We start from the raw sequence: 26,161 nt of genomic DNA, 5'->3' as shown, positions 1-26,161 counted from the left end.
ACGCCGCAAAAGGGCGCTGCGTTCAGGTCGGCGCGCCGGACGCGATAGTTTAGAAAACTCTGAACCAAATATTTGCTGGCAGCGATTCTTCTGGCCACTTGCCCTCACCAGAATGGCCTCACATTTATCGAACAACGTGAGGCCACTCGTGGACCAGACTTTCCACCAGCCCCTGGGCGGCAATGAGATGCCCCGCTTTGGCGGTATCGCCACCATGCTGCGCCTGCCCCATGTGCAAAGCCCTGAAGAACTGGATCGCCTGGACGCCGCTTTCGTGGGCATTCCGCTGGATGTCGGCACCTCGCTGCGCCCCGGCACCCGCTTCGGGCCGCGAGGCATCCGTGCCGAGTCGGTCATGATTCGTCCTTACAACATGGCCACCGGAGCCGCGCCGTTCGATTCGCTGAACGTGGCTGATATTGGCGACGTCGCGATCAACACCTTCAACCTGCTGGATTCTGTGCGCATCATCGAAGAGGCTTACGACCGGATTCTGGGTCACGGCATCATCCCGCTCACGCTGGGTGGCGACCACACCCTGACCCTGCCGATTCTGCGTGCCATTCACAAGAAACACGGCAAGGTCGGGTTGGTGCACATTGATGCCCATGCTGACGTCAACGATCACATGTTCGGCGAGAAAATCGCCCACGGCACGACCTTCCGCCGCGCTCAGGAAGAAGGCTTGCTGGACAGCGAGCGCGTGGTACAGATCGGCCTGCGCGCACAGGGTTATACCGCCGAAGATTTCAACTGGAGCCGCAAGCAGGGTTTTCGCGTGGTGCAGGCCGAGGAGTGCTGGCATCAGTCGTTGGCACCGCTGATGGCTGAGGTGCGCGAGAAAGTCGGCGGTGGCCCGGTATATCTGTCGTTCGACATCGACGGTATCGACCCTGCCTGGGCACCGGGCACGGGCACGCCGGAAGTGGGTGGCCTGACGACCATTCAGGCGCTGGAGATCATTCGCGGCTGCCATGGCCTGGACCTGATCGGCTGCGACCTGGTGGAAGTGTCGCCACCGTACGACACCACCGGCAATACCTCGTTGCTGGGTGCCAATCTGCTTTATGAAATGCTCTGCGTGCTGCCCGGCGTGGTGCGCCGATGAACGCTCGGGCTGAAGTCCTTCACGCCGCCGAGCAGTTGGTAAAGGCATTTGCCAGTAATGACACCGCGCGCTATTTCGCCTGTTTCAGTGAAGACGCGACCTTTGTGTTCCATACCCTGGCAGCGCCACTCAATTCCCGCGCCGAGTATGAGGCGTTATGGCGTCAGTGGCAGGCAGACGGATTCGCTGTGCTGGCGTGTGAGTCGAGCAACGCCAGTGTCAGCGTGCGGGGGGATGTGGCGGTGTTCATTCATGATGTGGCTACCCGCGTGCGAGTGGCTGGCGAGGAGCTGGATCTGCAAGAGCGAGAAAGCATTGTGTTCCGCCACGAAGGTGGGCGTTGGCTGGCGTGGCACGAACATTTATCGGTGGCGACGTCGGCTTGACGTCCCCCGCAGGCGGATGTAACCGCCGACGCGCAATTCGCATGGGATTGTGACGACACAAGAAGAATCAGATCGACCCTCCGCCCGGGGTTAACGGGCGGCCATAAAGGGTCAGCGTGCCTGCGCTGGCCTTACAACAACCGTGACAGGTGCTGGAGCAACACATGAGCCATTCGACGCATCCCGAAAACCGTGCTGCAACCCGCGTGCAAACGCACATCGAGACCTGGGGTGTCGAGCAGATACCCGACAGCCAGCGCAACGCCCGCCCGCTTGATCTGTTCCGTCTGATCTTCGGCGGTGCCAATACGTTTTCGACTGCCGTGCTGGGCAGTTTCCCCGTGCTGTTCGGGTTGTCGTTTCAGGCTGGACTCTGGGCGATTGTGCTCGGGGTGGCCGTAGGTGCTTTGATCCTCGCGCCGATGGGGCTGTTCGGCGCACTTAACGGCACCAACAACGCAGTGTCTTCCGGCGCACATTTCGGGGTCCACGGGCGCATTATCGGATCGTTTTTGTCGCTGCTGACGGCCGTGGCGTTCTTCTCTCTTTCTGTGTGGAGCTCAGGTGATGCACTGGTTGGTGGCGCACAGCGCCTGGTCGGCCTGCCGGAAAACGACTTCAGCCTGGGGCTGGCCTATGGACTGTTTGCCGTGTTGGTACTGGTGGTGTGCATCTTCGGCTTCCGCTTCATGCTGTGGGTCAACAAGATCGCGGTGTGGGCGTCCAGTCTATTGTTTCTGCTGGGCATCTTCGCATTTGCCGGGCCTTTCGATTCGGGCTATGCAGGCAGCGTCAACCTTCAACAGCCCGGTTTCTGGGCCGCTTTTGTCGGCGCAGCGCTGCTGGCGATGAGCAATCCGGTGTCGTTCGGTGCTTTTCTGGGTGACTGGTCGCGATACATTCCGCGTGAAACGTCGCAAACGCGAATCATGCTGGCCGTTTTGGCCGCGCAAGCCGGTACGCTGATTCCCTTTCTGTTCGGGCTGTGCACGGCGACGCTGGTGGCCAGTCAGGCACCGCAGTACATCGAAACCAATAATTACGTCGGCGGTTTGCTGGCCATTTCACCGGGCTGGTTCTTCCTGCCGGTGTGCCTGATTGCCGTGATCGGTGGACTCTCCACCGGGACCACGGCGCTGTACGGCACGGGACTGGACATGTCGAGCATCTTCCCGCGCCTGCTGAGTCGCGCCGGGGCGACGTTGTTGATCGGTGTGGCCGCCATCGCCTTTATCTTCGTCGGTCGCTTCACCTTCAATCTGGTGCAGAGCGTGTCGACCTTCGCGGTGCTGATCATTACCTGCACCAGCCCATGGATGGTGGTCATGATCCTCGGTCTGATCAGCCGCCGTGGTTTCTACCACTCGGATGACCTGCAAGTCTTCACCCGTGGTCAACGCGGCGGGCACTACTGGTTTCAGAATGGCTGGAACTGGCGCGGGCTGGGTGCCTGGATTCCCAGTGCGGTCACAGGCCTGTGCTTCGTCAACCTGCCGGGGCAGTTCGTTGGCCCGCTGGGCGATCTGGCAGGCGGCATTGATATCAGCCTGCCGATCACGCTTGGCCTGGCAACGCTGCTGTACCTGACCCTGCTGCGCACGTTTCCCGAGCCTGCCGGCGTGTACGGTCCCAAGGGTGCTCACCCGATGCTCGGCCACAAGGCCATGAGCAACGCCGCGCAACCGGCTCCCGTCCATTCGTGATCAGCGCTGTGCCCGATCGGGCACACATGGTGAGGTGAACCCATGAAACTGGAAATATTTCGTACGTTGTGGGGTTATCGCGGAACGTGGCAGCAGGCGCTGGACGAGGCCCACGAGGCAGGCTTTGACGGGTTCGAAGCCCGTATCCCCGAACAGGATTCAGAGCGTGCCGCGTTCGCCGCGTTTTTGCGTGACAACCGTGTGCCCTACATCGCCATTCTGTTCACCTCGACACCTGTGCTGCCGCTGCAATCTGCAACGCCTGCCGAACACCTGGCAGATTTTGCCCGCAAATTGCAGCTGGCGACGGAGCTTGAGCCGCGTTTCGTCAACGTGCTGGCTGGCAACGATCGCTGGCCTTTGGCGCAGCAAGTGGACTTTTTCGGTGAGGCGCTTCAGATCGCCGCTCGCAGCGGCTTGATGTGCAGCTTCGAGACACACCGGGCGCGTTCGCTGTTCAATCCCTGGCTGACACTGCAGTTGATCGAGCAAGTGCCGGACCTGCGTTTTACCAGCGACATCAGCCATTGGGTGGTGACGTGCGAGCGCCTGTTGAATGACCCGGCCGACGATCTGCGCGCCTTTGTCGAGCGTGTGCACCACATTCAGGCGCGAGTCGGTTATGACCAGGGCCCTCAAGTACCGCATCCGGCAGCGCCCGAGTATGCCGGGGCGCTGGCGTTCCATCAGCAACACTGGGCCGATATCTGGAAATCCCAAGCGGCGCGTGGTTACACCGGCACGACCCTGACCCCGGAGTTCGGCCCTGATGGCTACCTGCATCACTTGCCGTTTACCGATGTGCCGGTGGCCGACCTATGGAGCCTCAACGCCTGGATGGGACGCACCGAACGCGAGGATTTCAACACCGTCTTCCATCAAACCGTGAGGCCGCAGTCATGAGTGAACGTCCCGCTTTCACCCGTATTCCGGTGGTCGATATCCAGGGCTTGTTCAGCGAACGCCTTGAAGATCGCCTGGCCGTGGCTCAGGCGTTGGGCGAGGCTGCCCGCCAAGTGGGTTTTTTGTACATTACCGGTCACGGTGTCGAGCCTGCGCTGATCGACAACCTGCACCGCGCGGCCGAACAGTATTTCGCCCAGCCGATCGACGCCAAGATGCGTCACTACATTGGCTCCTCGCAGACCCACAAAGGTTTCGTGCCGGAAGGGGAAGAGGTCTACGGCACTGGAAAACCTGACCACAAGGAGGCGTTCGATATCGGCTTCGAAGTGCCCGCCGATAACCCTTTGGTCCTCGCAGGCACGCCGTTGCTGGGGCCGAACGACTGGCCGACCTTGCCTGGATTCAAGGTCGCCGTGCAGGCCTATTACCAGGCGGTGTTCGCCTTGGGGCATCAGCTGTTTCGCGGCTTTGCGCTGGCCTTGGGCCTGAACGAGCATTACTTCGATGAGATGGCCTGTTTCCCGCCTTCAAAACTGCGCCTGATCCATTACCCGTTCGACGCCACGGCCGAGGACGCTCCGGGCATAGGCGCGCACACCGACTACGAGTGCTTCACCATTCTCAAGGCCGATCAGCCCGGGCTTGAAGTCATGAACGAACGGGGCGAGTGGATCGACGCGCCTCCGCTATTGGACGCCTTCGTGGTCAACATCGGCGACATGCTTGAAGTCATGACCAGCGGCACGTTCGTCGCCACTGCGCATCGAGTGCGCAAGGTCCGACAAGAGCGCTATTCCTTCCCGCTGTTTTACGCCTGCGACTACCACACGCTGATCAAGCCCCTGCCGCAGTTTGCCGCTGCCGGGGAGGGCTACGAGGAAATCGCCATCGGCGAGCACATGTGGGCCCAGGCTTTGCAAACCTATCAATACCTTCGCCAGCGCGTCGCCAGCGGGCAACTTGCCCTGCCGGAACGGGCCAGAAAGCCATCAAGCTTCGGGCACCTGAAAAACCAGAGCGTGACTTCGTGACCTGCCGTTTCCCTCAATCTGGAATGACTACTATGCAAAACACCACGCTTTCGCGCCTTGCCACTTCGGTTCTAGGTCTGGCCCTATTCGCCGGTGCCGTTCATGCAGCACCCACCGCCACACCCGGCACGCTCAAGGTGGGTATGGAGATTTCCTATCCGCCGTTCGAATCCTACGATGGCGACAAGGTCGTAGGCTTCGACCCGGAGGTTTCCACGGCGCTGGCCAAGCAGTTGGGTGGCCTGAAGGTCGAGTTTGTCGATACCCGTTTTCCTAACCTGATCCTGGGGCTGAACGCCAACCGCTTCGACACCATCATTTCCGGTATGTACATCACCGATGAGCGTACCAAGCAGGCCGACGCGATTCCGTACGCGCAAGTCGGTGCCGCCATCATGGTGCGCAGCGACAACACCAGCAAACCGCAGCAGCCGGAAGACTTGTGCGGTATGAAAGTCGGCCTTCAGCAAGGCACCAACTGGATCAACCAGCTAAAAGCGGTGTCTGCCGATTACTGTGCAAAACAGAACAAGGGCGAGATCGCAATCAGCGAATTCCCGACCACCGCCGAGGCGTCCCAGGCGCTGATGTCCGGCAATATTCAGGCACACCTGGAAATCTCCGCCGCCGCGCAGATGATCATTGATAAAGCCCGCGGCCGCATCCTGATCAGCTCGCAGAAATCGCTGTATCCACAAACGCTGGGTATCTATGTGAAGAAGGGCAATGCGGAGTTGGTGGAGCACATGCGCAGTGCAGTGGACGCCTGGAAGAAGAGCAGCGAATACACCGAGCTTCTCAAAAAATACAACCTTGAGCCTGCGTGACTCAGTAGCGCTGTGGTCCTGAGACAACCAGGTCGCACAGCAAACACCCACTGTGGGAGGCGGCTTGCCGGCGATGCAATATTGAAAGCGACTTTGCAGTGACTGGACTGACGCCATCGCCGGCAAGCCGCCTCCCACGGGAAATGCGTTTGCACAGTGGATTACGCATTGTCAGCTGAGCAGCAATCTTGCGCTCGACGCGACATTCGCTCCTTAACGCCACAGCTACACCGGCCATCACCTTCACCCGCTGCACCGAGGTCAACATGGCATTCGATTGGGCTTATTTTTTCTCACTGTTTTCGTTCTCCGCTTTCTGGAAAGCCTGCCTCACCGTGGTTCAGTTGAGCACGCTGTCGTGGACGCTGGGGCTTGCGCTGGGCTTCGTGCTCGCCAGCGCCAAACTGTCCAGCCACGCCTGGCTGCGTTTGCCGGCAAGTTTTTATATCTGGCTGTTTCGCAGCATTCCGCTGTTGGTGTTGCTGGTGTTCGTCTACAACCTGCCGCAGCTGTTTCCATCGGCGGGCAGCGTGCTGTCTCAGCCTTTCTATGCAGGGCTCATCGCGCTGGTGCTGACGGAGACGGCGTACATGGCCGAAATCCATCGCGGCGGATTGCTATCGGTGCTCAAGGGGCAGCGTGAGGCCGCCAAAGCCTTGGGTGTGCGCGGGCTCGGCGCGCAACGGCTGGTGATCATTCCGCAGGCGATTCGCATCGCCTTGCCGACACTGACCAACGAATACGTGACCATCGTCAAACTCACCTCGCTGGTCTCGGTGATTTCCCTGAACGAACTGTTGCTGGTCGGTCAGCGCCTGTACGCGCAGAACTTTCTGGTGCTCGAAACCCTCGCCGCCGTGGCCGTGTATTACGTACTCATCGTCACGGTGTTCGGTTGGGTGCTTCAGTGGGCCGAGCGGCATCTGGACCTGGCGCGCAAGAACGCCCAGACCATGAATGACAGCGAGGTCGCTGCGTTGCGTCAACCGGCCGCACAGGGCAAACCGCGTGCGCAAAAGATCGCAGGCCAGGCCGACGCCTTGTCGCTGCGCTGCATTCACAAACGCTACGGGAGTCATGAGGTGCTCAAAGGCATCGATCTGTCCGTACGTCCAGGTGAGGTTATTTCCATTATCGGCCCCTCAGGGTCCGGCAAGACGTCGCTGATTCGAACGATCAACACCCTTGAGAGCATCGACAAGGGCGAGATTGTGTTATTCGGCAATGACTACATCGCCGCTGGCAAGCACCCAGACTCGCCTGTCATCCGCCAGGGCATCCGACGCATCGGCATGGTGTTCCAGAACTTCAACCTGTTCCCGCACCGCACCATTCTCGACAACGTGATTCTGGCCCCGCGTTACCACGGGCTGGCCAGTACCCGGGAGCTGCGCCGCAAGGGGCATGCGTTGCTTGACCGGGTCGGCCTGCTGGCCCATGCCGACAAATACCCGCATCAGTTGTCGGGCGGCCAGCAACAACGCGTTGCCATCGCCCGCGCGCTGGCCATGGAACCGGACATCATGCTGTTCGACGAGCCGACCTCGGCGCTTGATCCTGAACTGGTGGGCGACGTACTCAACGTCATTCGTGACCTGGCAGAAGAGGGCATGACCATGCTGATCGTCACCCACGAGATGGATTTCGCACTGTCGATTTCCGACCGCATTGTGTTCATGGAAAACGGTCACGTGGCCGCAGATGCATCACCCGCCGACATCCGTAGCAAGGGTCACGAGCGGGTGCGGCGCTTTATCGGTCTGGAACAGGAGGCAACTGCATGACCACCTGTGGAGAGTTTCTCGTCAAACAGTTGCAAGCCTGGGGCGTCGAAACAGTGTTCGGCATCCCCGGTGTGCACACCGTTGAGCTGTATCGAGGTCTGCCCGCCAGCAGCATTCGCCATATCACCCCGCGTCATGAGCAGGGCGCAGGGTTCATGGCTGACGGTTACGCCAGGGTCAGTGGCAAACCCGGCGTATGTTTTATCATCACCGGGCCGGGGATGACCAACATTCTCACGGCCATGGGGCAGGCCTACGCCGACTCGATCCCGATGCTGGTGATCTCCAGCGTAAACGAACGCGCAAGGCTCGGACTGGGCAACGGCTACCTGCACGAACTACCCGACCAGCGCGCAATGGTCGCGGGCGTCAGCGCCTTCAGCCATACACTGATGAACGTCGACGAACTGCCCGATGTCCTGGTCAGGGCGTTTGCGGTGTTCGACAGCCAGCGACCGCGACCGGTACACATTGAGTTGCCGCTGGACATCATCACGACGGCTGCCGATCACCTGCAGGTGCGCCCGCGCCAGGTGATTGCCCGCCCAACACCCGACCCGGCAGCGATCCAGGAAGCGGCCACTCGCCTGCAGAACGCCAAACGACCACTTTTGCTACTGGGCGGTGGTTGCGTGGAGGCCACGCACGAAGCGCGCGAGCTGGCTATTCGTCTCGATTCCCCCACGGCGCTGACCATTAATGCCAAGGGGGTGTTGCCGAGTGATCATCCGTTATTGATCGGCAGCAACCAGTCGCTGATTCCCGTACGACAACTGGCGCTGGACGCCGATGTGGTGCTGGCAATCGGCACCGAGCTGGGCGAGACCGATTACGACGTGGTGTTTGACGGCAACTTTCGCTTGGGCGGCGAGCTGATTCGTATCGACATCGATGCGACGCAACTATCCCGCAACCATACGCCGAGCCTTTCGATTGTCAGCGATGCCCGGCACGCCATGCAGGCACTGCTGGACGCTTTGCCACCGCGCACCGCAAGTGCCGACAGCCCTGGCGCGCAACAGGCCGCCGAGGTGCGCAGGCAATTGGCCGAAGACTTCGGGGGGTGGGCGCATTACCGGACGTTGTTCGACTGCATTCTTGAGGTGTTGCCCGAGGCGCGCTTTGTCGGCGATTCGACCCAGACCGTTTACAGCGGTAATCACCTGGTCGACCTCGACGGCCCGCGACGCTGGTTCAATGCATCGACCGGCTACGGCACGCTGGGTTACGGCCTGCCTGCGGCGATCGGCGCGAAACTTGCCGACCCGACGGTGCCTGTGATCAGTCTGATGGGGGATGGCGGCATTCAGTTCACGTTGCCTGAACTGGCCAGTGCGGTGGAAGCGCAGGTGGGAATCATTGTGCTCCTGTGGAATAACCAGGGGTATGGCGAGATCAAGCGCTATATGGAGCGTCGCGCTATCACGCCGCTGGGCGTAGACATCTACACACCGGACTTTTTGACCATCGCCCGGGGGTTCGGCTGCCTGGCCGAGCGCGCCCGCGATCATGCGCACCTGCAAACGCTGCTGCGCGAAGCACCGAGCGACCGGCCGCTGATCATCGAAGTCAACGAAGCGCCACCCTTTGCCCCATAAATCCTGAGTGACAGAGCCTTGTAGAGGCCTAAATCGTTGTTTCGAGGAGCACAGCTCGATGAACACCCCGCATTACATTAACGGTCAATGGCTGGCAGGCGAGGGCAGTGATGTTCTCACTGTGTACGATCCGTCCCTTGGCGAGCCCTTCGCAGAGCTGGTTTCAGCCAGCACGGCGCAGGTTGATCACGCCGTGGCAGCCGCGCGTGCTGCGCTGCCTGACTGGAAGGCGACGACAGTGGCCCATAGGGCTGCTGTACTGCGCAGCTTTGCCGCACAGCTCTTTCAGCGCCGCGAGGCATTGATCGTGCTGCAGATGCGCAACAACGGCAAACCGCGCCATGAAGCCGAAGTGGATCTGGACGATGCTGTGGCGACTTTCAACTATTACGCCAACCTGATCGAAACCCAGGCCTCGCAGCGCAACGTTGAACTGCCGGTGCCCGGCTTCATCTCTCGCACGCGCCTGGAAGCGGTGGGCGTGGTCGGCTTGATCGTGCCGTGGAATTTTCCATTGGTGACCAGCGCCTGGAAGCTCGCACCGGCCTTGGCCGCAGGTTGTACGGTGGTGCTCAAACCATCGGAAATCACGCCACTGATCGAGCAGACCTATGGCCAGATCGCCGAACACGTGGGGTTGCCGTGCGGTGTGCTGAACATCGTCAATGGCAAAGCCCAGATCGGCGCGGCGCTGAGCAATCACGCGGGCCTGGACAAACTGTCGTTCACGGGGAGCAATGCCGTCGGCACGCAGGTGATGCGCAGCTCGGCGGCCCACTGCCGGCCGGTGACCCTTGAACTGGGCGGTAAATCGGCGTTCATCGTGTTCGATGACTGCGACCCGGATCAGGCCGTGGAATGGATTGTGGCGGGCATCTGCTGGAACGCCGGGCAAATGTGCTCGGCCACCTCGCGTTTGCTGATTCAGGACGGCATCGCGGAAGCGCTGATCCCGCGTCTGCAGGCCGCTTTCGAGAACCTGCGGGTAGGTAATCCTATGGTCGGTGAAGTGGACATGGGGCCGCTGACCAGCGAGGCGCAGTTGCACAAGGTGCGCGAGTATTTCGCCGTCGCTAAAGAGGAAGGCCTGAATTGTCTGGCAGGCGCACGTACCGAACCGCAAGGTCAGGGCTGGTTCGTCAGCCCGACGCTGTACACCGATGTGCCCGATGGCAGTCGGTTGTGGCGTGAGGAGATCTTCGGGCCGGTGCTATGCACCCGACGTTTCAGCACTGAAGACGAGGCCATCGCCCTGGCCAATGACAGCTGCTTCGGTCTGGTGGCCACCGTTGCCAGTGCGGACATTGAACGTGCCGAACGGGTCGCTGATGCACTGGACGTCGGCCATGTGTGGATCAATTCGATTCAGGCGGTTTTCGTCGAAACGTCCTGGGGCGGTACCAAGGGCAGCGGCATCGGACGTGAGCTGGGGCCTTGGGGGCTGGCTGCCTATCAGTCGGTCAAGCACGTGACGCGGTGTGTGGGGCAGTAGGTCAGCGCACAACGCCAGCACAAGCGCGAAAGGTTTCAGGAACGCCGACGCTCGAAGTTCGCGCGCAGCAGCTTCGTGCTCAAGTCTTCCCAGTGCTCGACGAACGCTGTGCGAGCGGTTTCGAAATCCCTGCTGCGAAGGCACTCGATCAAGTGCTCGTGATCGGCAATGATCTGCTGGGGGTCTTCGTAGCAAGGCTGCTGCAGAACGAGCAGCAGCTCAATCTCGCTTTCCAGCATCGCGTAGCTTCGCTGCAAGCGCGGACTGCCACTGGCGCGGATGATTGCCCGATGGAAATCGCCATCTGCCGTAACGATTTCTGAACGTGGCGCGTCAGCGCGCGCGCTACGCAGTTTCTCCACAGCGCTCAGGGCGTCGGCTGGAACGACGCCATTGAGGATGATCATCCGTACCGCTTCTGTTTCCAGAACACCTCGCAACCTGGCGATATCCACGATGTCGTTCGGCCCAAATTCAGGGATACAGAACCCGCGATGAGGCACCTTCAGCAGTAAGCCCAGCGCGACGAGCAGTTGCGCGGCGCTACGGAAGGTGTTGCGCGCGACCTCGTACTCGTCGGCCATTTTCACATCACGCAAAAATTCGCCTGGCTCGAAGTCGCCGTTCAGGATTCGGGCTTTCAGCTTTTCGGCCAGCGCCTCGACCGCCGAAGGCCTGGGCGAGTACGTTTCAATGGGTTCGTGAACAGACGTCATTTTATACAAGACCAAAGTGGAGGCTCTGCCAAGCGCCGATTCTAATACGGTTTGACAACGTCGTGCCAGATGCCGGCCTGATCATTTGAATAATTGTCCAACAATCTACAAGCTCGATCTAAAAAAATGAAAATATTTTCCCCATATAAAACAGTTATATATCAAGCTTTTTGAGCTTTATTCATACGAATCCCGTAAAAAATCTGCTTGATCATCTTTCAATTTAAAAAGTTGTAGCACAATATCTAGGCATCGAGAGCCGCAGTACAGGGCTTGCTCAAGGCCTGGAGTTCAGCGATGCAAGTGATTCGGAAAGATACAATCAGCGATGGCCTCAAGAGCCTGCAAGGAGACCTGGCGGCTCCTTTCACGGCGGTTTCGCAGGAAGAGGGAGGGCGAATTCTCAAGAACCTGTTCGGGATCGATGCTGTTCTGACACGATTTGCGACGGAGAAAGACGATACGTTTCGATGCGACACTAAAAGCGGCCAATCCTGCGTTCTTAAAATCGCCAACCCTCAGGAGGCAACGCAGGAGCTTTCCCTGCAAATCGAAGTGCTGCGGCATATCGAGCGCAAGGCTCCGCAGCTTCCGATCTCTCGGGTTTATCAGTCGCTTGATGGCCACTACCTGACGCAGGTGACAACGCAGCACGGAGAGTCACGGCACGTCCGGCTGATGAGCTTCCTTCCGGGAACGCCGCTGGATAAAACCACGATGAATGCGCAAGGCCGCGAGCGCATTGGTGAACTGCTGGCTCACCTGCGCCTGGCCACCGCAGATTTTTCTCATCCGGCAGAGTCTCGCAAGGTGTGTTGGGACGTCCAGAATCTCGGCATGCTTGAACCACTGATGAGGTGTGTCGCCGAGCCGCAACGCCGCCAACACCTGGAGAAGGGGCTGGTGCGTTTTTTCGACATCGAGGAACGCATCGCCGGCTCTAGAAAGCAGGTGCTGCATAACGATTTCAACACTTCAAACATCGTGGTCGATGCGCACCAGCAGCAGTGTGTCAGTGGAATCATTGACTTCGGCGATACGGTCAAGACCGCCATCGCGATCGACGTATCTACGGCCATGATGAACCAGCTGGCCATCGTAAGCGTGGATAACGAGGCCGATATCTTCGCGCCGGCCAAAGATCTCTTGACGGGGTATCTGCGCGTCGCCGACCTGACCGCTGAAGAACTCTCCCTCATCCCGCACCTGGCCATGGCACGCCTGGTGGCCAGAGCGTTGCTCACCACATGGCGATCGCAGCTCTTCCCGCAAAACAGTGCCTACATTCTGCGGAACGCAGCGCCAGGCTGGGCGCAGCTCGACTGGATGCTCAGCCGTTCACCGTCGCACCTGTCAGAACTGCTGATGTCGTTCGCCGATTAATTCACACAAGTGAGTGAGTATTAAATGAGCAATGTAAAAATCGAGGCTGTCCGTGGTGACATGCCCAACGGATTCAATCCTGCCCATCTTGATCACCTGGATGCCGCGGCACGCGAGCACATTCAGCGAAGGGCCAACCTGTTGGGTCCGGCCTACCGATTGTTCTACAACGAGCCCGTGGGTGTGGTGCGCGGCAAGGGCGCTTACCTTTACGACAAGCAAGGCAATGAGTACCTGGACGCCTACAACAATGTGGTCTCGGTCGGGCACTGCCATCCTCGGGTGATCGCAGCGATAACCGAGCAGATGGGCATTCTGTGCAGCCACACACGCTACATGCAGGACGGCATTCTGGATTACGCCGAGCAGCTGCGTGCCACGGCTGACGGTGAGATGGGGGCTGACGGGCACCTCATGTTTACCTGCAGCGGTTCGGAAGCCAATGACCTGGCCATCCGTATTGCACGTCATCACACCGGTAACACCGGCGTTATCGTGACCTCGGAGGCTTACCACGGCAACTCTGCAACCGTGGCTGCGTTTTCACCTTCGCTGGGAGCCAATGCCAGGCTTGATCCCTACGTTCGCTGCGTGCCAGCGCCCGATTCCTATCGTATCCCGCGTGAAGCGCTGGGTCGCTACATGGCGGATCAGGTCTCGGCGCAGATTCAGGACATTCAACGTCATGGCGGCGGGGTGGCGGCGTTCATTGCCGACTGCCTGTTTTCGTCCGACGGCGTGTTCTGTGATCCGGTGGACCTATTCGCCCCGATCGCCGAGGTCGTGCGCAAAGCCGGTGGTCTGTTTATCGCCGACGAGGTTCAGTCGGGGTTTGGCCGTAGCGGAACACACTTCTGGGGGCATCAACGTCACGGCGTCGTACCGGACATCATCACCATGGGCAAACCGATGGGTAACGGCTACCCCGTGGCAGGCTTGATGGTGCACCCCGAAGTGGTTGCCGGATTTGGACGCGACATGCGTTATTTCAATACCTTTGGCGGCAACAGTGTCGCGATTGCTGCGGCACAGGCAACGTTCGACGTTATCCAGGAAGAGCAGCTCATGCTCAATGCCAACCGGATCGGAGGCCTGATACTGGCCGGCCTGAAAGACCTGGCACGTCGATATGAACAGATCGGCGATGTGCGCGGCACCGGTATGTACTTCGCAGTGGAACTGGTCACTGACCGGGCGAGCAAGATCCCGGACATGAAGACTGCGCTGCAACTGGTCAACCATTTGCGCGAACAACGCGTGCTGATCTCCGCCACCGGCCCGCAGGCGAGCATTCTGAAGATCCGTCCTCCCTTGATATGGACTGAACGAGAAGCGGGTCGCCTGCTCGATGCGCTGGAAAACGCGTTCCGCGCACTGTGAAAACACCGGCCTGCCTCGTCAGCAAAGTCTGCCGGGGCAAGCCTGTTAAACGGTGTTTCGTACCAGAAAGTCCGCACTTTCAACCGTTTATGCATGGCTTCATGGTGGTGTAATAAATCCATGCAGCACAGGCGCTCTGGTCCCCAGTCGTTGCTTGCCTCGTTATGACTTCACTCTTCACTCAGGACTGCATTCATGAGCTTTCTTCGCCCCAAATACATTACCTTCGACTGCTACGGTACCTTGACCAACTTCAAGACGGCAGCCCTGACGCGAGAGTTGTTTGCCGACCGCGTCTCCTCTGAGCGGATGGATCAGTTCATCAAGGACTTCGCCGCCTACCGTCTCGATCAGGTCATGGGCGACTGGCAACCTTATGGCGAGATCCTCAAGACTGCCCTGGCACGCACCTGCAAGCGCTGGGGCATCGAATACCGGGGCGAAGGTCAGGTGTATTACGATGCTGTGCCGACCTGGGGCCCGCATGCCGACGTGCCGGCCGGGCTTGCGAAAATTGCCGACAAGATTCCGTTGGTGATCTTCTCGAACGCCATGGACGAGCAGATCATGTCCAACGTCGACAAACTGGGGGCTCCCTTCCATAAAGTCTTTACCGCCCAGCAAGCCCAGGCGTACAAGCCGCGCCTCGCTGCTTTCGAGTACATGCTTGATAGCCTCGGCTGTGGGCCAGAGGATGTCTTGCACGTGTCTTCAAGCTTTCGTTACGACTTGATGTCGGCCCATGACATGAAGATCAAGCACAAGGCTTTTGTTGCCCGTGGGCATGAACAGCCCGCAAACGCCGCCTTCGGCTATCACCAGATTCCCGACATTGGCGGACTGCCAAGTTTGGTCGGCCTCTGACGCCTGCGGACTTTCAACGCTACAAGCAGGCAGGCCGGGTCGATATCAAACCTGGTCCTTCTTGATGAACATCGACTGTGCCTTTACCGTCCCGAAGGAATACCCAAAGCATGCCAGCGCCTTTAACTGCTGTAGAAACGTCGCCCGAACTGCCTGCGGACGCTGATGTGGTCGTGATCGGCGGCGGCATCATCGGTTCGTTTACCGCCTACTATCTGGCCAAACGCGGCATGAAAGTCGCCCTGGTCGAAAAAGGTCGTATCGGGGCGGAGCAATCGAGCCGTAACTGGGGCTGGTGTCGTCAGCAGAACCGCGATGCACGCGAATTGCCCATGGCCACCAAAAGCCTGGAGTTGTGGGAGCAGTTTGGTGTGGAAACCGGCGAGCAGACGGGCTTTACCCGATGTGGTCTGCTTTACCTCAGCAATGACGAAAAGGAGATCGCCGGCTGGGCGCGCTGGGGGGATTTTGCCCGTACGGTCGGTGTCGAGACTCATACGCTCACTGCACAACAGGCTGCTGAGCGAGGCCGGGCGACTGGCCGGCAATGGAAAGGGGGCGTTTTTTCACCCACCGACGGTATTGCCGATCCATCCCGCGCAGCCCCTGCGGTCGCACGAGCCATCATGGCGCTGGGCGGTACGGTGCATCAGGGCTGCGCGGTACGAGGTATCGAGACCCAGGCCGGTCGATTGTCCGGAGTGGTGACTGAAAAAGGTGTGATCCGCACACGGCTTGCGGTGCTCTCGGCTGGTGCATGGGCGTCATCGTTCTGCCGCCAGTACGGCATTCGCTTTCCACAGGCCACTATTCGCCAGACCGTGCTGTCGGTCACTGCACCCAACGATGAAATCCCCAGCGCGCTGCACACCACCAACGTATCCATGACACGCCGCTTTGACGGCAGCTACACGCTTGCTATCAGCGGGAGAGGGCGCGTCGACCCAACGCCACAACTGCTCCGTTTCTCCCCGCAGTTCCTGCCTATGTTTCATCGCCGGTGGCGAAACCTTGCACCCGGTGGGCTGGAGGGTATGCGTGCAGGCCATGAAGGCTGGAAACGCTGGAGTCTTGACCAACCGACGCCGATGGAAAAGATGCGAATTCTCGACCCCACCGCCGATGCGTCTGCTGTCGCGCTGACCTACAAGCGGGCTCAGGAGCTGGTTCCGGCGCTAAGAGAGTCGTCCATCAAGGCGGCCTGGGCGGGTTACGTGGACAGCACACCTGACGGCGTTCCCGGCATTGGCGAAATGGCCAGCCTGCCAGGCCTGATCCTTGCTGCCGGGTTCAGTGGACACGGCTTCGGGATCGGTCCAGGCGCAGGGCATTTGATTGCCGACATCGTCAGCGGCGTGGCACCTATCGTTGATCCGAAGCCCTATCATCCTGATCGGTTCAAACGTTCTGCGTGGGGGAAGGTGGCTGACTTTTGAAGCGACGCCAAGCGCAGAGGCTGGCGTATTCAGGGATGTGCAGGTCTGCGGATGCGGATACGGCTTTGGGATTTCTCGCAGTTTGCTATGCGATGGCGATGCCGTTATCGCGGTCCTGCCCCAAGAAAACATCTCGTGTAGGATGAGTCGTGAACACCTGGATCAGAGACTGCACTGTCGCCATATTTTTTGAAGTGCGACACGTGTCGTCCTCCGCACACCGATACAAGGACTCATGTGATGAAAGCTTTTCAGATCGGGAACCAGCAAGGCCTGGGTTCGCTGACCGCAACTACCCGTCCCGAGCCGTTGGCGGGGCCAGGAGAGGCCATCGTTGCTCCGCGCCTGGTGAGCCTCATAAGTCGGGATGTTCAAATCCTGCGTGGGGTTTACGGTGCCCTGCAGGCACCTGATCGTATTCCTATGTCAGAAGGCGTGGGAGAGGTTATCTCGGTAGGCGAGGGTGTGAGTGAAGTCAAAATAGGCGACCGGGTCATCTGCGGCCATTTCCCTGGCTGGCTGGAGGGTGAGTTTCGTGGCAGCGTCTTTGCCCATGACGTCGGCGTCACTCATGACGGCTGGCTGGCCGAGAAGGTTCTATTGCCTGCCAACGCATTGATCCGCGTACCTGACGCCTTGGCCGACAAAGACGTTGCAGCACTGGCATCAGCGGGCCTTACAGCCTGGAATGCGCTCTTCGAAGTCTGCAAGGTCAAGCCTGGCGATCTTGTCCTTTGCCTTGGGACGGGTGGGGTGGCGTTGGCTGCGTTGAAATTAGCCAAGCTTCACGGTGCGCGAGTGGCTATTACCTCATCGAGTGATAAAAAGCTGGAAATCGCACGTGAGTTGGGTGCCGACATCACAATCAACTACAACCGGTATCCTGACTGGGCGGCTCAGGTGATGGCCCTGACGGGTGATGCTGGTGCCGACATCATCATCGAAACCGGTGGTCAGGATACGTTGGGGCAGTCCATTGCAGCCAGCGCCGTGAATGGTCGTATTGCAGTGATCGGTGTGACACCGGGTCAGCATTCGCCCATTCCTGACTACCTGTCGCTCATCATCAAAAACGTCACCATCAGGGGGATCGCCAACGGCAATCGCACGATGTTCGTCGACCTCGTCCGCGCGATAGAAGCGAACGGGATCGAGACGGTGATCGCCAAGACGTTCAAGTTTGATGATGCCCCTGCTGCCTATGCGTATTTCGCGGCTGCCGAGCATGTCGGTAAGGTACTGATCGAGTTCGACTGATCATGAATTCGCGAGCTTTTCGGCGAGACTGAAAAGCTCGCGACATAACTGCCTACCCCTCACCACTCAATCGACTTGATTGAAGCGCGCTGAAACCAGGCGCATACGGGCGGCTTGATCATGTTGTTGCCGGATTCACCCCGCCAGAACACGCTCGTGGAAAATCCTCGGTCCGTGTTTGTTATCTATCCTTCGGGTGAATCCCATGCTCGTGGCCAGACCGTCCATGGCCAGGTTGGCCGAGGCGTCCATTGACGAGATTTTGCTGAATCCCTTGCGGGCTGCTGTCTCCATAAGATGGTGCATCAGGGCTGTGGCGACACCCCGGCGTTGCCAGCGCTCACACACGGCTACAGCAAACTCGCAATGCGCGTCATGCTCAAAAGCCCCGTAGCGTGCTGCGCCGATTTCAACGAGCTTGGTGTCTTCGAGGACCAGCGCGATGTAGGCCACACGATTCTGCAAGTCGACGTCCATCAACTGATCGTGGACCTTCTTCAGTTCGCTGAAGGTTCCCAGAAATCGAAAGTGCGGAATGCCCTTACCCAGATTATTGAAGAAAGTGAAATCGCGGTCGCGATCCTTGTCCGCCAACTCGCGAATGAGCATCGTCGTTCCATCCCGTAAGGTCTCGATCCAGTAATCGCCGGTCAGGTCCTCGATTTCATCATTGAAGTGCTTGATGTTTGCTTTGTGGGACATAAGAAGAACTCCGGCTGAGCGATAGGCTTGCCCATTGCAGCCTAGCCCCATCAGCGCGAGGCAGGGTTAATACCCGTCCGCTGACAGGATTAAGAGACAGCCGGTCGCGTTAACGACTGACGGTGCTCAAGAAGAGAGACTGAAGCGAAACCGCAGCAAGGTCATCCACAGGAAAACCGACTCTATAACCCGTGCGCAATACCGTGCGGCGTCCCGTCAAGTGATCAGCAGATGGTTTTCTACGTGCTTGACGCCGGGTACCGCCCAGGCAATATGTTCGACTGCTTTGCGCTCACGCCATCGGTGAACGGTTCCTTCAAGCTTGACCTGATTACCGTCGGCGCAGACGCGGATTCTGGTGGGGTCCAGTTCCGAACTTCTCGACAGCGCTTCCTCGATAAGCCTCTTGATGTCTTGACTGTCGACTTTGGGTTTTATGACCAGCAGATTGTCGAGGCCCACGACGCCGTCCAGTTTCTGGATCGCGTTTTGCGCCGCTTCTTTCTGGTATTGCCACTCGACGTCGCCCTCAAGCGTAACCCAGCCCTGCTGCACTTTGATCTTGATCTGTTCGTCGGGAACCACACTGTTCCAGCGCATCAGCTCCAGGCATCGCGAGGCGATCACCTCGTCATCGAGCCCCTGTACACGGTTTACCCGCACTTTCAGTTCTTCGGCGATGGCCCGCACGCCTTTGACGCGCTTGACGGCCCGTTCTGCAGCGATTTTTTCCGCGTAGGTACCCACATGGCCATGCAGGATGACAACGCCGTTCTCAATGCTGACGCCAATAGCAGCGGCATCTATGTGCGGTAAAAACTCAAGTTCATCCAGAATGCTTCGGCGCAACGTCAAGTCACTCATGGTCAATCCCTTTGGCTGCAGGCAATGGCGAGCGGCCCGATCACCCTGAGCCACACCTTGATCATTGAGCGCTCGCTGGGAAATCAAACATTGAGGTTTGTCAGGTAAAGACGCTTTAGGCACCAGTCGATGCGACTTTCCAGACGAATCATTTGGGTGCACTTGAGAAGGCAATGCCTTGGTGCCCCAGTACTTCTGCATCTCGATGAACAGAAACGAGGCGGTCCAGGTGATCAGCACCAGCCCGGTAAGCGCTTCCAGCCCGGTCAGGTACTTGAGGGGACCGCTCGGGGTGATATCGCCAAAACCAATGGTGGTGAAGGTGGTGAACGAAAAATATACCGAGTCCATGAAGCTGCCGTCGAACTCGCCGTCCAGACGCCCCAACGTTTCAGAACGGTTCATCAGGTAGTAACCCAGCGCAAATATCCAGACTTCAATGGCATGGGCGATCAGGGCCCCCAACACCCCGAAGACCATTCTGAAGCGATGCCAGAGATTGAGCCGGGGCATCAGCAGGTTCAGGCGCAGCAGGCATTCGTAATGAACGACCACCGCCGTGGTAATGATCAGGGTGTTAATCAACGTGATGGTGATCATCGGGGTCTCTCCGCAGAGGCTTGATTGTGCATCGACGCTGCGAGGCGGCGTTTGATACACGTCACTGCATTGCACAGTACGCCCAGCGGCAACCTCTGATCTGCATCAGATTCACGGTGTGATGAACGTTCACACTCCACCCAAGGCACAAAGCCCTGGCAGATCGCCCATCGCGCATCAGTGGCAGCCTCTGTCCAGCCCACGGAGAGATGAGTGAGGTCCATGTGAAAGACTCTGCGTACCTTTTATTGATTGCCTCATCGAGGCACGAGCGTACGCCTGCGTTCGAGCGCGCCATTGCATTGGCCAAGGCCTGCGGCGCTCGATTGCGTATCGTTGCTTTGGACCACGTGAAACAGTTGGAGGTGATGGGCGTTTTTAATCCTGCGTCTCTGGCGATGCTGCGTGATGGACACCTGCAGGCTCATCAGCGCTGGCTCGATGCGCAGGTGGAACAAGAGCGTAGTAAGGGCCTGGATGTTTCTGTGCATGCGCTATGGACAGACCATGTGTTCGACGAAATACAGCACCACGTCAGAACACTCCGACCGATTATGTTGATCAAGGATGTTCATCATGAACCCTCGCTTCAGCGACTGTTTTCGACGCCTCTGGACTGGAAGCTGTTACGCCATTGTGCGTGCCCCGTCCAACTGGTGACCCGCTCCACGCATCCCTTGCCAGTCAAAATGCTGGCCGCAGTCAATCTTTATCGTTCCCACGACGCCGACCTGCGCCTGAACGACCAGATACTCAGCGCTGCGACCCGTCTGGCCGCGCAATGTCATGCCATTCTGCACGTGGTGTATGTCTACAATTGGGCCGCGATTTATGCTTCAGGGACGACCCTGTCGGGGTCCATGCCTGTCGAGTTCGGGTTCCAGGAAGCCCTGAGTGACGCACACGAAGAATCGTTTTCGTTGTTATGTGCCAGGCATGGGATTGAGCAACAGCGTCGCCATTTCATGACCGGCACCCCACAGCCCACGCTTGAAGCATTCGCCCGGCAACACGACGTTGATCTACTGGTGATGGGAACATTGCCGCGCCACGGTCTGGAGAGGGTCATGGGTGACACGGCAGAAACGGTGCTGACCCACGCGCCTTGTAGCGTATTGGTGATCAAGTCCGATACGGTCGCAGTGGCGTGATAGCCAGCCGATTCAGAGCGTTTTTGGCCCGCAGCCGCACCCGTTTATCAACGCTTGCAGGCGTTTTAGGTCGAGAATCTCAACAGCGCGTCCCGAGATTCTGACAATGCTGTGATCGCGCAGATTGGCGATGGCACGACAGATCGTCTCCAGTCGAAGCCCAAGGTATGAACCAATGTCTTCTCGCGTCATGCGCAGCACGAAGGCGGTGGGGGAGTAGCCTCGGTTGGCCATTCGACCCGAGAGATTGAGCAGGAACGCAGCCATGCGCTCATCCGCGTTGAGATTGCCCATCAACAGCAACATCTCATGATCACGAACGATTTCTCTGCTCAGGACGCGATTGAGGTTGTGCTGCAGCGAGGGCAGGTCACGTGATAACCGTTCCAGGTGTGTGAAGCGGATAGGGCAGACCTCACTGTCTTCCAGTGCGATGGCATCACACACGTGGCGACTGTTGCTGATCGCATCACAACCCAGCAACTCTCCGGACATCTGAAACCCCGTCAGTTGATCGCGCCCGTCTTGCGAGGAAATCGTCGTCTTGAAAAAACCATAGCGCACCGCGTAAAGCGATCGCAGCGGATCACCCGCGTGATAGAGCGCCTCGCCTTTTTTGACCTTCAGGGGCTGGGGAATGATGGCGGACAGACGATCGGTATCAATGACACTCATACCCATCGACAGGCACAGCCCACTCACACCGCAATTGGCGCACTCAGCCTTGAGAAACAGATCGGGGGCAGCGGCCAGATGGGCGCTCATAGGGATCTCCTTATTCAATTCAGCATAGGCGCACCGGGATAACACTAACAGCGGGCATTTCGAATGTGGATGAGCGGGGCTGTATTTATGGATAAAGCCGGCAATTTTCCAGCCGTTCCACGCGAACGGATAGAAGTTGCTGGCTAACAAGCGACGCATGTACGTCTTTTCAGATCTCTGCACCATCCTTGATGTAAATCAAGCCCGCTTCTGATCGACCAACGAGAATCAAAAGACTATCGCCCATCACACCTTCAACGAGAAGGCTCTCAGATGGTGAGCACGATGTATCGCAATCGCTTGAGTGAGCGACCGGGAAGCACCGCAGAACAAGTGGCCGGTCACGTGACCGGCGGCCTGCTGGCGGTTAATCCGTGCAGTACCCGGCCCCAGGCTCGGGTCCCCATCGAATAACGCATCCAACGGAGTCACCATGTATCGGTTCAATGCACAACTTTCCAGTGCTGATCTTTCAAGTGCTTCGTTATCCGAAATGGCCCCCGACACCCACCAGGTCGGGCCTCTGAACGCGGAACTGCTGTCACGTTTGCATCGATACTGGAGCGCGGCGAACTATCTGTGTGTCGGGCAGATTTACCTGCAGGCCAACGCTTTGCTGCGCGAACCGCTGCGCCCAGAGCACATAAAACCCAGATTGCTGGGGCACTGGGGCACGTCGGTGGGGCAGAACTTTATTTATGTGCACCTGAACCGGCTGATCAGCGAGCGTAGTATTGAGGTCGTATTTATTTCCGGGCCGGGGCACGGCGGTCCGACCATGAATGCCTGTGCCTGGCTTGAGGGGACTTACAGCGAGGTTCATCCTGATATCGGCCGCGATGAAGCCGGGATGCTGCGCTTTTTCCGCAGCTTCTCGACGCCCGGCGGTATTCCAAGCCATTGTGGACCGCATACGCCTAACTCAATGCACGAAGGCGGGGAACTGGGTTATTCGTTGTTGCATGCCTTCGGCGCGGTGTTCGATAACCCGGATTTGTTGGTGGCGTGTGTTGTCGGTGATGGCGAGGCCGAGACCTGTCCGCTGGAAGGCAGCTGGAAGAGCATTCATTTTCTGAATCCGCGTCGTGACGGTGCGGTACTGCCGATCCTGCACCTCAATGGCTACAAGATTTCCGGTCCGACGGTCGAGGCACGGTTGCCCGACGAAGACTTGATCGCGCTCTATCGGGGTCGTGGTTACCTGCCTGTGATTGTGTCTGGCGATGACGTGCCGGGCATGCACCAGCGATTTGCGGCTGCACTGGATGCCTGTCACGACGAGATCGTGGGGATACAGGCCCAGGCCAGAAACGAAGCTGCCCCGGTCCGTCCTCGCTGGCCGATGATCATCCTGCGCAGCCCCAAGGGCTGGACCGGACCTAAAATGGTTGACGGCCTGCCAGTGGAAGGTACGTTCCGGGCGCATCAGGTGCCCTTGGCGAACGTCAGAAACAACCCCGAACATCTTCAGCAGCTGGACATCTGGATGCGCAGTTACGCGGTAGCCTCGCTGTTCAGCGAGGCTGGGGAGTTGCTGCCGGATCTTCAGGCCCTGACTCCGCCGACCCATTTACGCATGGGCGCGGTACCGCATGTGAATGGCGGGCGACGGCTGGTCGCGCTGGATCTTCCGAACTTTGCCGATTACGGGCTGCAGGTGCCGGCCCCCGGTCAGGTCATTGCCGAAGCGCCCCGCAAGCTGGGCGAGTACCTGCGTGACGTGATGCGCTACAACCCTCATGACTTCCGCGTGTTTGGCCCCGACGAAACCAACTCGAACCGCCTCAATGCGATATTCGAAGCCAGCGATCGCTTCGCACCCGGACCTTGTCTGTCGATCGACGATCACCTGTCACCAGAGGGCCGAGTCATGGAAGTGCTCAGCGAGCACCTGTGTGAAGGCTGGCTGGAGGGCTATCTGTTAACCGGCAGACACGGCATGTGGTCCACCTACGAGGCGTTCGCCCAGGTGGTCGACTCGATGGTCACTCAACACGCGAAATGGCTGCAGCAAAGCAAGGAATTTGCCTGGCGTCGGCCGCTGGCGTCACTGAATATCCTGATCACCAGTCATGCCTGGCGTAACGATCACAACGGCTTCAGTCACCAGTCCACCGGTTTTGTCGATAACGTTCTGCAACGTCGCTCGGACGTGGTGCGTGTGTATTACCCGCCTGATTCCAACTGCCTGGTCAATGTTTTCGATCACTGTCTGCGCAGCCGCAATTACATCAACGTCGTGACCTGTGGCAAGCAGCCAGATTTTCAGTGGCTGGATTTCGATGCCGCGCTCAAGCATTGCTCCCAGGGTGCATCGATCTGGTCTTTCGCGAGCAATGACCAGGGCCAGCCACCTGACGTGGTGCTTGCCTGCGCAGGCGATGTACCTACCACCGAAGCCGTCGCCGCCAGCTGGCTGTTACAGAAGCATGTTCCTGGCATCCGGGTAAGGCTGGTGAATGTGGTCGATCTCGGCATTCTCAGCGCCCCGCAAGATCGCCCGCACGGCATGGACCATCTGTCGTTCGAAGCGCTGTTCACCCATGACGCGCCGGTGATGTTCGCCTTTCATGGCTCAACGTGGGTGATCCATTCCATGGTCCATGGGCGCGCCAACGAAGCTCGCTTTCACGTGCGCGGTTTCAGTGACCGAGGCACCACGACTACGCCGTTCGACATGGTGGTGCTCAACAACATGAGCCGCTACCAGTTGGCGATCGATGCATTGAGTCACCTGCCGCGCTTGCGCGACCAGAGTCAGGAAGCCATGCGCTTTTTCGAGAGCCAGCTGCGTCGGCATCACGTCTGGATTCGCGAGCACTTCGAAGACTTGCCCGAGATTCGCAACTGGCACTGGACGACTGATTTCAGCGAGCCGCAAACACCGCCGCTGCTGGCAGAAGGTCATGTCAGGGGGCAGGTCTTTACCGACGCCTGACGGCGGTCAATTCATCCTCATGACATCTACGTTTCGGTTCAATAAGGAGCATCCCATGAAAGGTAAAATGCAGGCAGCCGTGGTTGAAGCATTCGGCAAGCCTTTGGTCATGCGTCAGTTGGACATTCCCGAACCGGGTCCTGGCCAGATATTGATCAAGACCGAGGCGTGCGGCGTGTGTCACACCGATTTGCATGCGGCGCGGGGCGACTGGCCGGTCAAGCCTTCGCCACCGTTTATCCCGGGGCATGAAGGCATCGGCGTGGTGGTCGCCCTTGGCGCGGGTGTCACCAGCGTGCAGGAAGGTGAGCGCGTCGGCGTGCCATGGCTCTACTCCGCCTGTGGTCACTGCGAGTATTGTCTGAGCGCTTGGGAGACGGTCTGCGCCAGCGCACAGTTTGGTGGTTATACCCAAAATGGCGGATTCGCGGAGTACATTCTGGCCGACCCGGACTACGTCGCTCACATCCCGGCAGGGCTTGACCCTCGTGATGCGGCACCGATCATTTGCGCCGGGCTTACCTCTTACAAAGGCATCAAGGAAGCCTCGGTCAGGCCGGGACAATGGATCGCCATTTCGGGTGTCGGCGGGCTCGGGCATCTTGCGGTGCAGTACGCCAAGGCCATGGGGCTACGAGTGTGCGCCGTTGATATCGATGACGGCAAACTGGCCCACGCCACCCGGCTCGGTGCCGACGCGGTGGTCAATGCCCTGCATGGCAATGCCATTGAAGCGGTGAAAGAAGCCACCGATGGAGGAGCCCACGGTGTGCTGATCACTGCGCCTTCATTGAGCGCTTTCAAGCAGGGCGTCGGCATGACGCGCAAGCGGGGGACCTGCGTGCTGGTGGGCTTGCCTGCGGGCGAGTTCCCGATACCGCTGTTCGACGTCGTTGCCAACTGCATCACCGTGCGTGGCTCCTTTGTCGGCAACCGCCAGGACATGGCTGAAGCGCTGGCGTTCGCTGCTCAGGGCAAGGTCAAGGCTGACATTGAGTTGCAGCCGCTGTCAGCAATCAACCAGATCTTCGAACGACTTGAGCACGGCGAGGTGCCCGCGCGCGTGGTGATTGATTTCAGCGCGAGCTAAGGGCTGTGCAATACGGGCGTCTCGGCCGTGCGAAGGACGATGATCACAAAGAGAGGTATCGGAAAGCCGAAGACCGTCGCGGCGTTTTGATCCAGATCAATAGCGCCCGTGCGTGGCGGATCAAACTGACGCCACTTGATTCGCCTTGATCAGGACAATGCTCAAACGGATATCAAGCCA

At 59.0% G+C, this 26,161-nt stretch carries 21 protein-coding genes and 1 pseudogene; 17 read left to right on the top strand and 5 right to left on the bottom strand.

Features of this window, described 5'->3' with window-relative positions:
- Nucleotides 1-148 precede the first annotated feature (148 nt).
- The 9 genes from speB to H8S56_RS01715 all read left to right on the top strand — a co-directional run bounded on the left by speB (nucleotide 149) and on the right by H8S56_RS01715 (nucleotide 10,835).
- Nucleotides 149-1,108: an agmatinase gene (gene speB / locus H8S56_RS01755; protein WP_024687001.1), complete on the top strand. Its 960-nt coding sequence runs from the start codon at nucleotides 149-151 to the stop codon at nucleotides 1,106-1,108.
- Nucleotides 1,105-1,494 carry a YybH family protein gene (locus H8S56_RS01750; RefSeq protein WP_024696285.1) on the top strand — a complete coding sequence of 130 codons (390 nt, stop codon included), beginning with the start codon at nucleotides 1,105-1,107 and terminating at the stop codon, nucleotides 1,492-1,494. Before speB ends, H8S56_RS01750 begins: the two co-directional genes overlap by 4 nt.
- Before the next feature lie 164 nt (nucleotides 1,495-1,658).
- Complete coding sequence (locus tag H8S56_RS01745) at nucleotides 1,659-3,197, top strand: purine-cytosine permease family protein (protein ID WP_024696284.1); 1,539 nt, start codon at nucleotides 1,659-1,661, stop codon at nucleotides 3,195-3,197.
- Between the two features lie 42 nt (nucleotides 3,198-3,239).
- Complete coding sequence (locus tag H8S56_RS01740; protein ID WP_187517685.1) at nucleotides 3,240-4,100, top strand: sugar phosphate isomerase/epimerase family protein; 861 nt, start codon at nucleotides 3,240-3,242, stop codon at nucleotides 4,098-4,100.
- Nucleotides 4,097-5,134 (top strand): isopenicillin N synthase family dioxygenase, encoded by a 1,038-nt coding sequence (locus tag H8S56_RS01735; RefSeq protein WP_024686997.1) that lies wholly within the window; start codon nucleotides 4,097-4,099, stop codon nucleotides 5,132-5,134. Before H8S56_RS01740 ends, H8S56_RS01735 begins: the two co-directional genes overlap by 4 nt.
- 32 nt (nucleotides 5,135-5,166) lie before the next feature.
- A complete protein-coding gene (locus H8S56_RS01730) occupies nucleotides 5,167-5,961 on the top strand; it encodes a transporter substrate-binding domain-containing protein (protein WP_187517684.1) in 795 nt (264 codons plus the stop codon).
- A gap of 266 nt (nucleotides 5,962-6,227) precedes the next feature.
- Nucleotides 6,228-7,745, top strand: coding sequence for an amino acid ABC transporter permease/ATP-binding protein (locus H8S56_RS01725; protein WP_187517683.1), 1,518 nt, complete (start codon nucleotides 6,228-6,230; stop codon nucleotides 7,743-7,745).
- On the top strand, nucleotides 7,742-9,343 hold the full coding sequence (locus H8S56_RS01720) for a 5-guanidino-2-oxopentanoate decarboxylase (RefSeq protein ID WP_187517682.1): 1,602 nt from the start codon (nucleotides 7,742-7,744) through the stop codon (nucleotides 9,341-9,343). Before H8S56_RS01725 ends, H8S56_RS01720 begins: the two co-directional genes overlap by 4 nt.
- A 58-nt stretch (nucleotides 9,344-9,401) precedes the next feature.
- Entirely contained in the window at nucleotides 9,402-10,835 is a 1,434-nt protein-coding gene (locus H8S56_RS01715) for an aldehyde dehydrogenase family protein (protein ID WP_187517681.1), read from the top strand.
- A 35-nt stretch (nucleotides 10,836-10,870) separates the two neighbouring features.
- On the opposite strand, the gene H8S56_RS01710 is transcribed toward H8S56_RS01715, so the two are convergent.
- The gene (locus tag H8S56_RS01710) at nucleotides 10,871-11,551 is read right to left on the bottom strand and encodes a GntR family transcriptional regulator (protein WP_187517680.1); all 681 of its coding nucleotides are present in this window, start codon (nucleotides 11,549-11,551) and stop codon (nucleotides 10,871-10,873) included.
- Nucleotides 11,552-11,848: 297 nt separating this feature from the next.
- Between H8S56_RS01710 and H8S56_RS01705 the strand changes: the two genes are divergently transcribed.
- From H8S56_RS01705 to H8S56_RS01685, 5 genes are all read left to right on the top strand, one after another.
- The gene (locus H8S56_RS01705; RefSeq protein ID WP_187517679.1) at nucleotides 11,849-12,934 is read left to right on the top strand and encodes a phosphotransferase; all 1,086 of its coding nucleotides are present in this window, start codon (nucleotides 11,849-11,851) and stop codon (nucleotides 12,932-12,934) included.
- Nucleotides 12,935-12,958: 24 nt separating this feature from the next.
- On the top strand, nucleotides 12,959-14,314 hold the full coding sequence (locus H8S56_RS01700; RefSeq protein ID WP_187517678.1) for an aspartate aminotransferase family protein: 1,356 nt from the start codon (nucleotides 12,959-12,961) through the stop codon (nucleotides 14,312-14,314).
- A 195-nt stretch (nucleotides 14,315-14,509) separates the two neighbouring features.
- The gene (locus H8S56_RS01695) at nucleotides 14,510-15,178 is read left to right on the top strand and encodes a haloacid dehalogenase type II (protein WP_187517677.1); all 669 of its coding nucleotides are present in this window, start codon (nucleotides 14,510-14,512) and stop codon (nucleotides 15,176-15,178) included.
- 110 nt (nucleotides 15,179-15,288) lie between these two features.
- On the top strand, nucleotides 15,289-16,614 hold the full coding sequence (locus H8S56_RS01690) for an NAD(P)/FAD-dependent oxidoreductase (RefSeq protein WP_187517676.1): 1,326 nt from the start codon (nucleotides 15,289-15,291) through the stop codon (nucleotides 16,612-16,614).
- A 240-nt stretch (nucleotides 16,615-16,854) separates the two neighbouring features.
- Nucleotides 16,855-17,871: a zinc-dependent alcohol dehydrogenase family protein gene (locus H8S56_RS01685; RefSeq protein ID WP_187517675.1), complete on the top strand. Its 1,017-nt coding sequence runs from the start codon at nucleotides 16,855-16,857 to the stop codon at nucleotides 17,869-17,871.
- Between the two features lie 135 nt (nucleotides 17,872-18,006).
- On the opposite strand, the gene H8S56_RS01680 is transcribed toward H8S56_RS01685, so the two are convergent.
- From H8S56_RS01680 to H8S56_RS01670, 3 genes and pseudogenes are all read right to left on the bottom strand, one after another.
- Nucleotides 18,007-18,573: a GNAT family N-acetyltransferase gene (locus tag H8S56_RS01680; protein ID WP_024686986.1), complete on the bottom strand. Its 567-nt coding sequence runs from the start codon at nucleotides 18,571-18,573 to the stop codon at nucleotides 18,007-18,009.
- Nucleotides 18,574-18,789: 216 nt separating this feature from the next.
- Nucleotides 18,790-19,437, bottom strand: coding sequence for a BON domain-containing protein (locus tag H8S56_RS01675; RefSeq protein ID WP_187517995.1), 648 nt, complete (start codon nucleotides 19,435-19,437; stop codon nucleotides 18,790-18,792).
- 177 nt (nucleotides 19,438-19,614) lie between these two features.
- Nucleotides 19,615-20,037 (bottom strand): annotated as a pseudogene (locus tag H8S56_RS01670) (potassium channel family protein); the annotation flags it as partial.
- 224 nt (nucleotides 20,038-20,261) lie between these two features.
- Between H8S56_RS01670 and H8S56_RS01665 the strand changes: the two are divergent.
- Nucleotides 20,262-21,188, top strand: a complete 927-nt coding sequence (locus H8S56_RS01665) for a universal stress protein (protein WP_187517674.1) — start codon at nucleotides 20,262-20,264, stop codon at nucleotides 21,186-21,188.
- Between the two features lie 12 nt (nucleotides 21,189-21,200).
- Here H8S56_RS01665 and H8S56_RS01660 read toward each other — a convergent pair whose 3' ends face one another.
- The gene (locus tag H8S56_RS01660; protein ID WP_024696271.1) at nucleotides 21,201-21,953 is read right to left on the bottom strand and encodes a helix-turn-helix domain-containing protein; all 753 of its coding nucleotides are present in this window, start codon (nucleotides 21,951-21,953) and stop codon (nucleotides 21,201-21,203) included.
- A gap of 433 nt (nucleotides 21,954-22,386) precedes the next feature.
- Here H8S56_RS01660 and H8S56_RS01655 point away from each other — a divergent pair, with 433 nt between their 5' ends.
- Nucleotides 22,387-24,891 (top strand): phosphoketolase family protein, encoded by a 2,505-nt coding sequence (locus tag H8S56_RS01655; RefSeq protein WP_187517673.1) that lies wholly within the window; start codon nucleotides 22,387-22,389, stop codon nucleotides 24,889-24,891.
- 55 nt (nucleotides 24,892-24,946) lie between these two features.
- On the top strand, nucleotides 24,947-25,981 hold the full coding sequence (gene adhP, locus H8S56_RS01650) for an alcohol dehydrogenase AdhP (protein ID WP_024686981.1): 1,035 nt from the start codon (nucleotides 24,947-24,949) through the stop codon (nucleotides 25,979-25,981).
- Nucleotides 25,982-26,161: the final 180 nt, after the last annotated feature.

The sequence above is a fragment of the Pseudomonas triticifolii genome, from assembly GCF_014358015.1.
GTDB classification, from domain to species: domain Bacteria; phylum Pseudomonadota; class Gammaproteobacteria; order Pseudomonadales; family Pseudomonadaceae; genus Aquipseudomonas; species Aquipseudomonas triticifolii.
The sequence above is the reverse complement of the archived record's forward strand: the minus strand, read 5'-3'. Positions and strand labels throughout refer to the sequence as shown.

Excerpts from the sequence above, each read along its gene's own strand:
- H8S56_RS01750 (WP_024696285.1), top strand. The coding sequence starts at position 1,105 with ATGAACGCTCGGGCTGAAGTCCTTCACGCCGCCGAGCAGTTGGTAAAG.
- H8S56_RS01745 (WP_024696284.1), top strand. The coding sequence starts at position 1,659 with ATGAGCCATTCGACGCATCCCGAAAACCGTGCTGCAACCCGCGTGCAA.
- H8S56_RS01740 (WP_187517685.1), top strand. The coding sequence starts at position 3,240 with ATGAAACTGGAAATATTTCGTACGTTGTGGGGTTATCGCGGAACGTGG.
- H8S56_RS01735 (WP_024686997.1), top strand. The coding sequence starts at position 4,097 with ATGAGTGAACGTCCCGCTTTCACCCGTATTCCGGTGGTCGATATCCAG.
- H8S56_RS01730 (WP_187517684.1), top strand. The coding sequence starts at position 5,167 with ATGCAAAACACCACGCTTTCGCGCCTTGCCACTTCGGTTCTAGGTCTG.
- H8S56_RS01725 (WP_187517683.1), top strand. The coding sequence starts at position 6,228 with ATGGCATTCGATTGGGCTTATTTTTTCTCACTGTTTTCGTTCTCCGCT.
- H8S56_RS01720 (WP_187517682.1), top strand. The coding sequence starts at position 7,742 with ATGACCACCTGTGGAGAGTTTCTCGTCAAACAGTTGCAAGCCTGGGGC.
- H8S56_RS01715 (WP_187517681.1), top strand. The coding sequence starts at position 9,402 with ATGAACACCCCGCATTACATTAACGGTCAATGGCTGGCAGGCGAGGGC.
- H8S56_RS01710 (WP_187517680.1), bottom strand. The coding sequence starts at position 11,551 with ATGACGTCTGTTCACGAACCCATTGAAACGTACTCGCCCAGGCCTTCG.
- H8S56_RS01705 (WP_187517679.1), top strand. The coding sequence starts at position 11,849 with ATGCAAGTGATTCGGAAAGATACAATCAGCGATGGCCTCAAGAGCCTG.
- H8S56_RS01700 (WP_187517678.1), top strand. The coding sequence starts at position 12,959 with ATGAGCAATGTAAAAATCGAGGCTGTCCGTGGTGACATGCCCAACGGA.
- H8S56_RS01695 (WP_187517677.1), top strand. The coding sequence starts at position 14,510 with ATGAGCTTTCTTCGCCCCAAATACATTACCTTCGACTGCTACGGTACC.
- H8S56_RS01690 (WP_187517676.1), top strand. The coding sequence starts at position 15,289 with ATGCCAGCGCCTTTAACTGCTGTAGAAACGTCGCCCGAACTGCCTGCG.
- H8S56_RS01685 (WP_187517675.1), top strand. The coding sequence starts at position 16,855 with ATGAAAGCTTTTCAGATCGGGAACCAGCAAGGCCTGGGTTCGCTGACC.
- H8S56_RS01680 (WP_024686986.1), bottom strand. The coding sequence starts at position 18,573 with ATGTCCCACAAAGCAAACATCAAGCACTTCAATGATGAAATCGAGGAC.
- H8S56_RS01675 (WP_187517995.1), bottom strand. The coding sequence starts at position 19,437 with ATGAGTGACTTGACGTTGCGCCGAAGCATTCTGGATGAACTTGAGTTT.
- H8S56_RS01660 (WP_024696271.1), bottom strand. The coding sequence starts at position 21,953 with ATGAGCGCCCATCTGGCCGCTGCCCCCGATCTGTTTCTCAAGGCTGAG.
- H8S56_RS01655 (WP_187517673.1), top strand. The coding sequence starts at position 22,387 with ATGTATCGGTTCAATGCACAACTTTCCAGTGCTGATCTTTCAAGTGCT.
- adhP (WP_024686981.1), top strand. The coding sequence starts at position 24,947 with ATGAAAGGTAAAATGCAGGCAGCCGTGGTTGAAGCATTCGGCAAGCCT.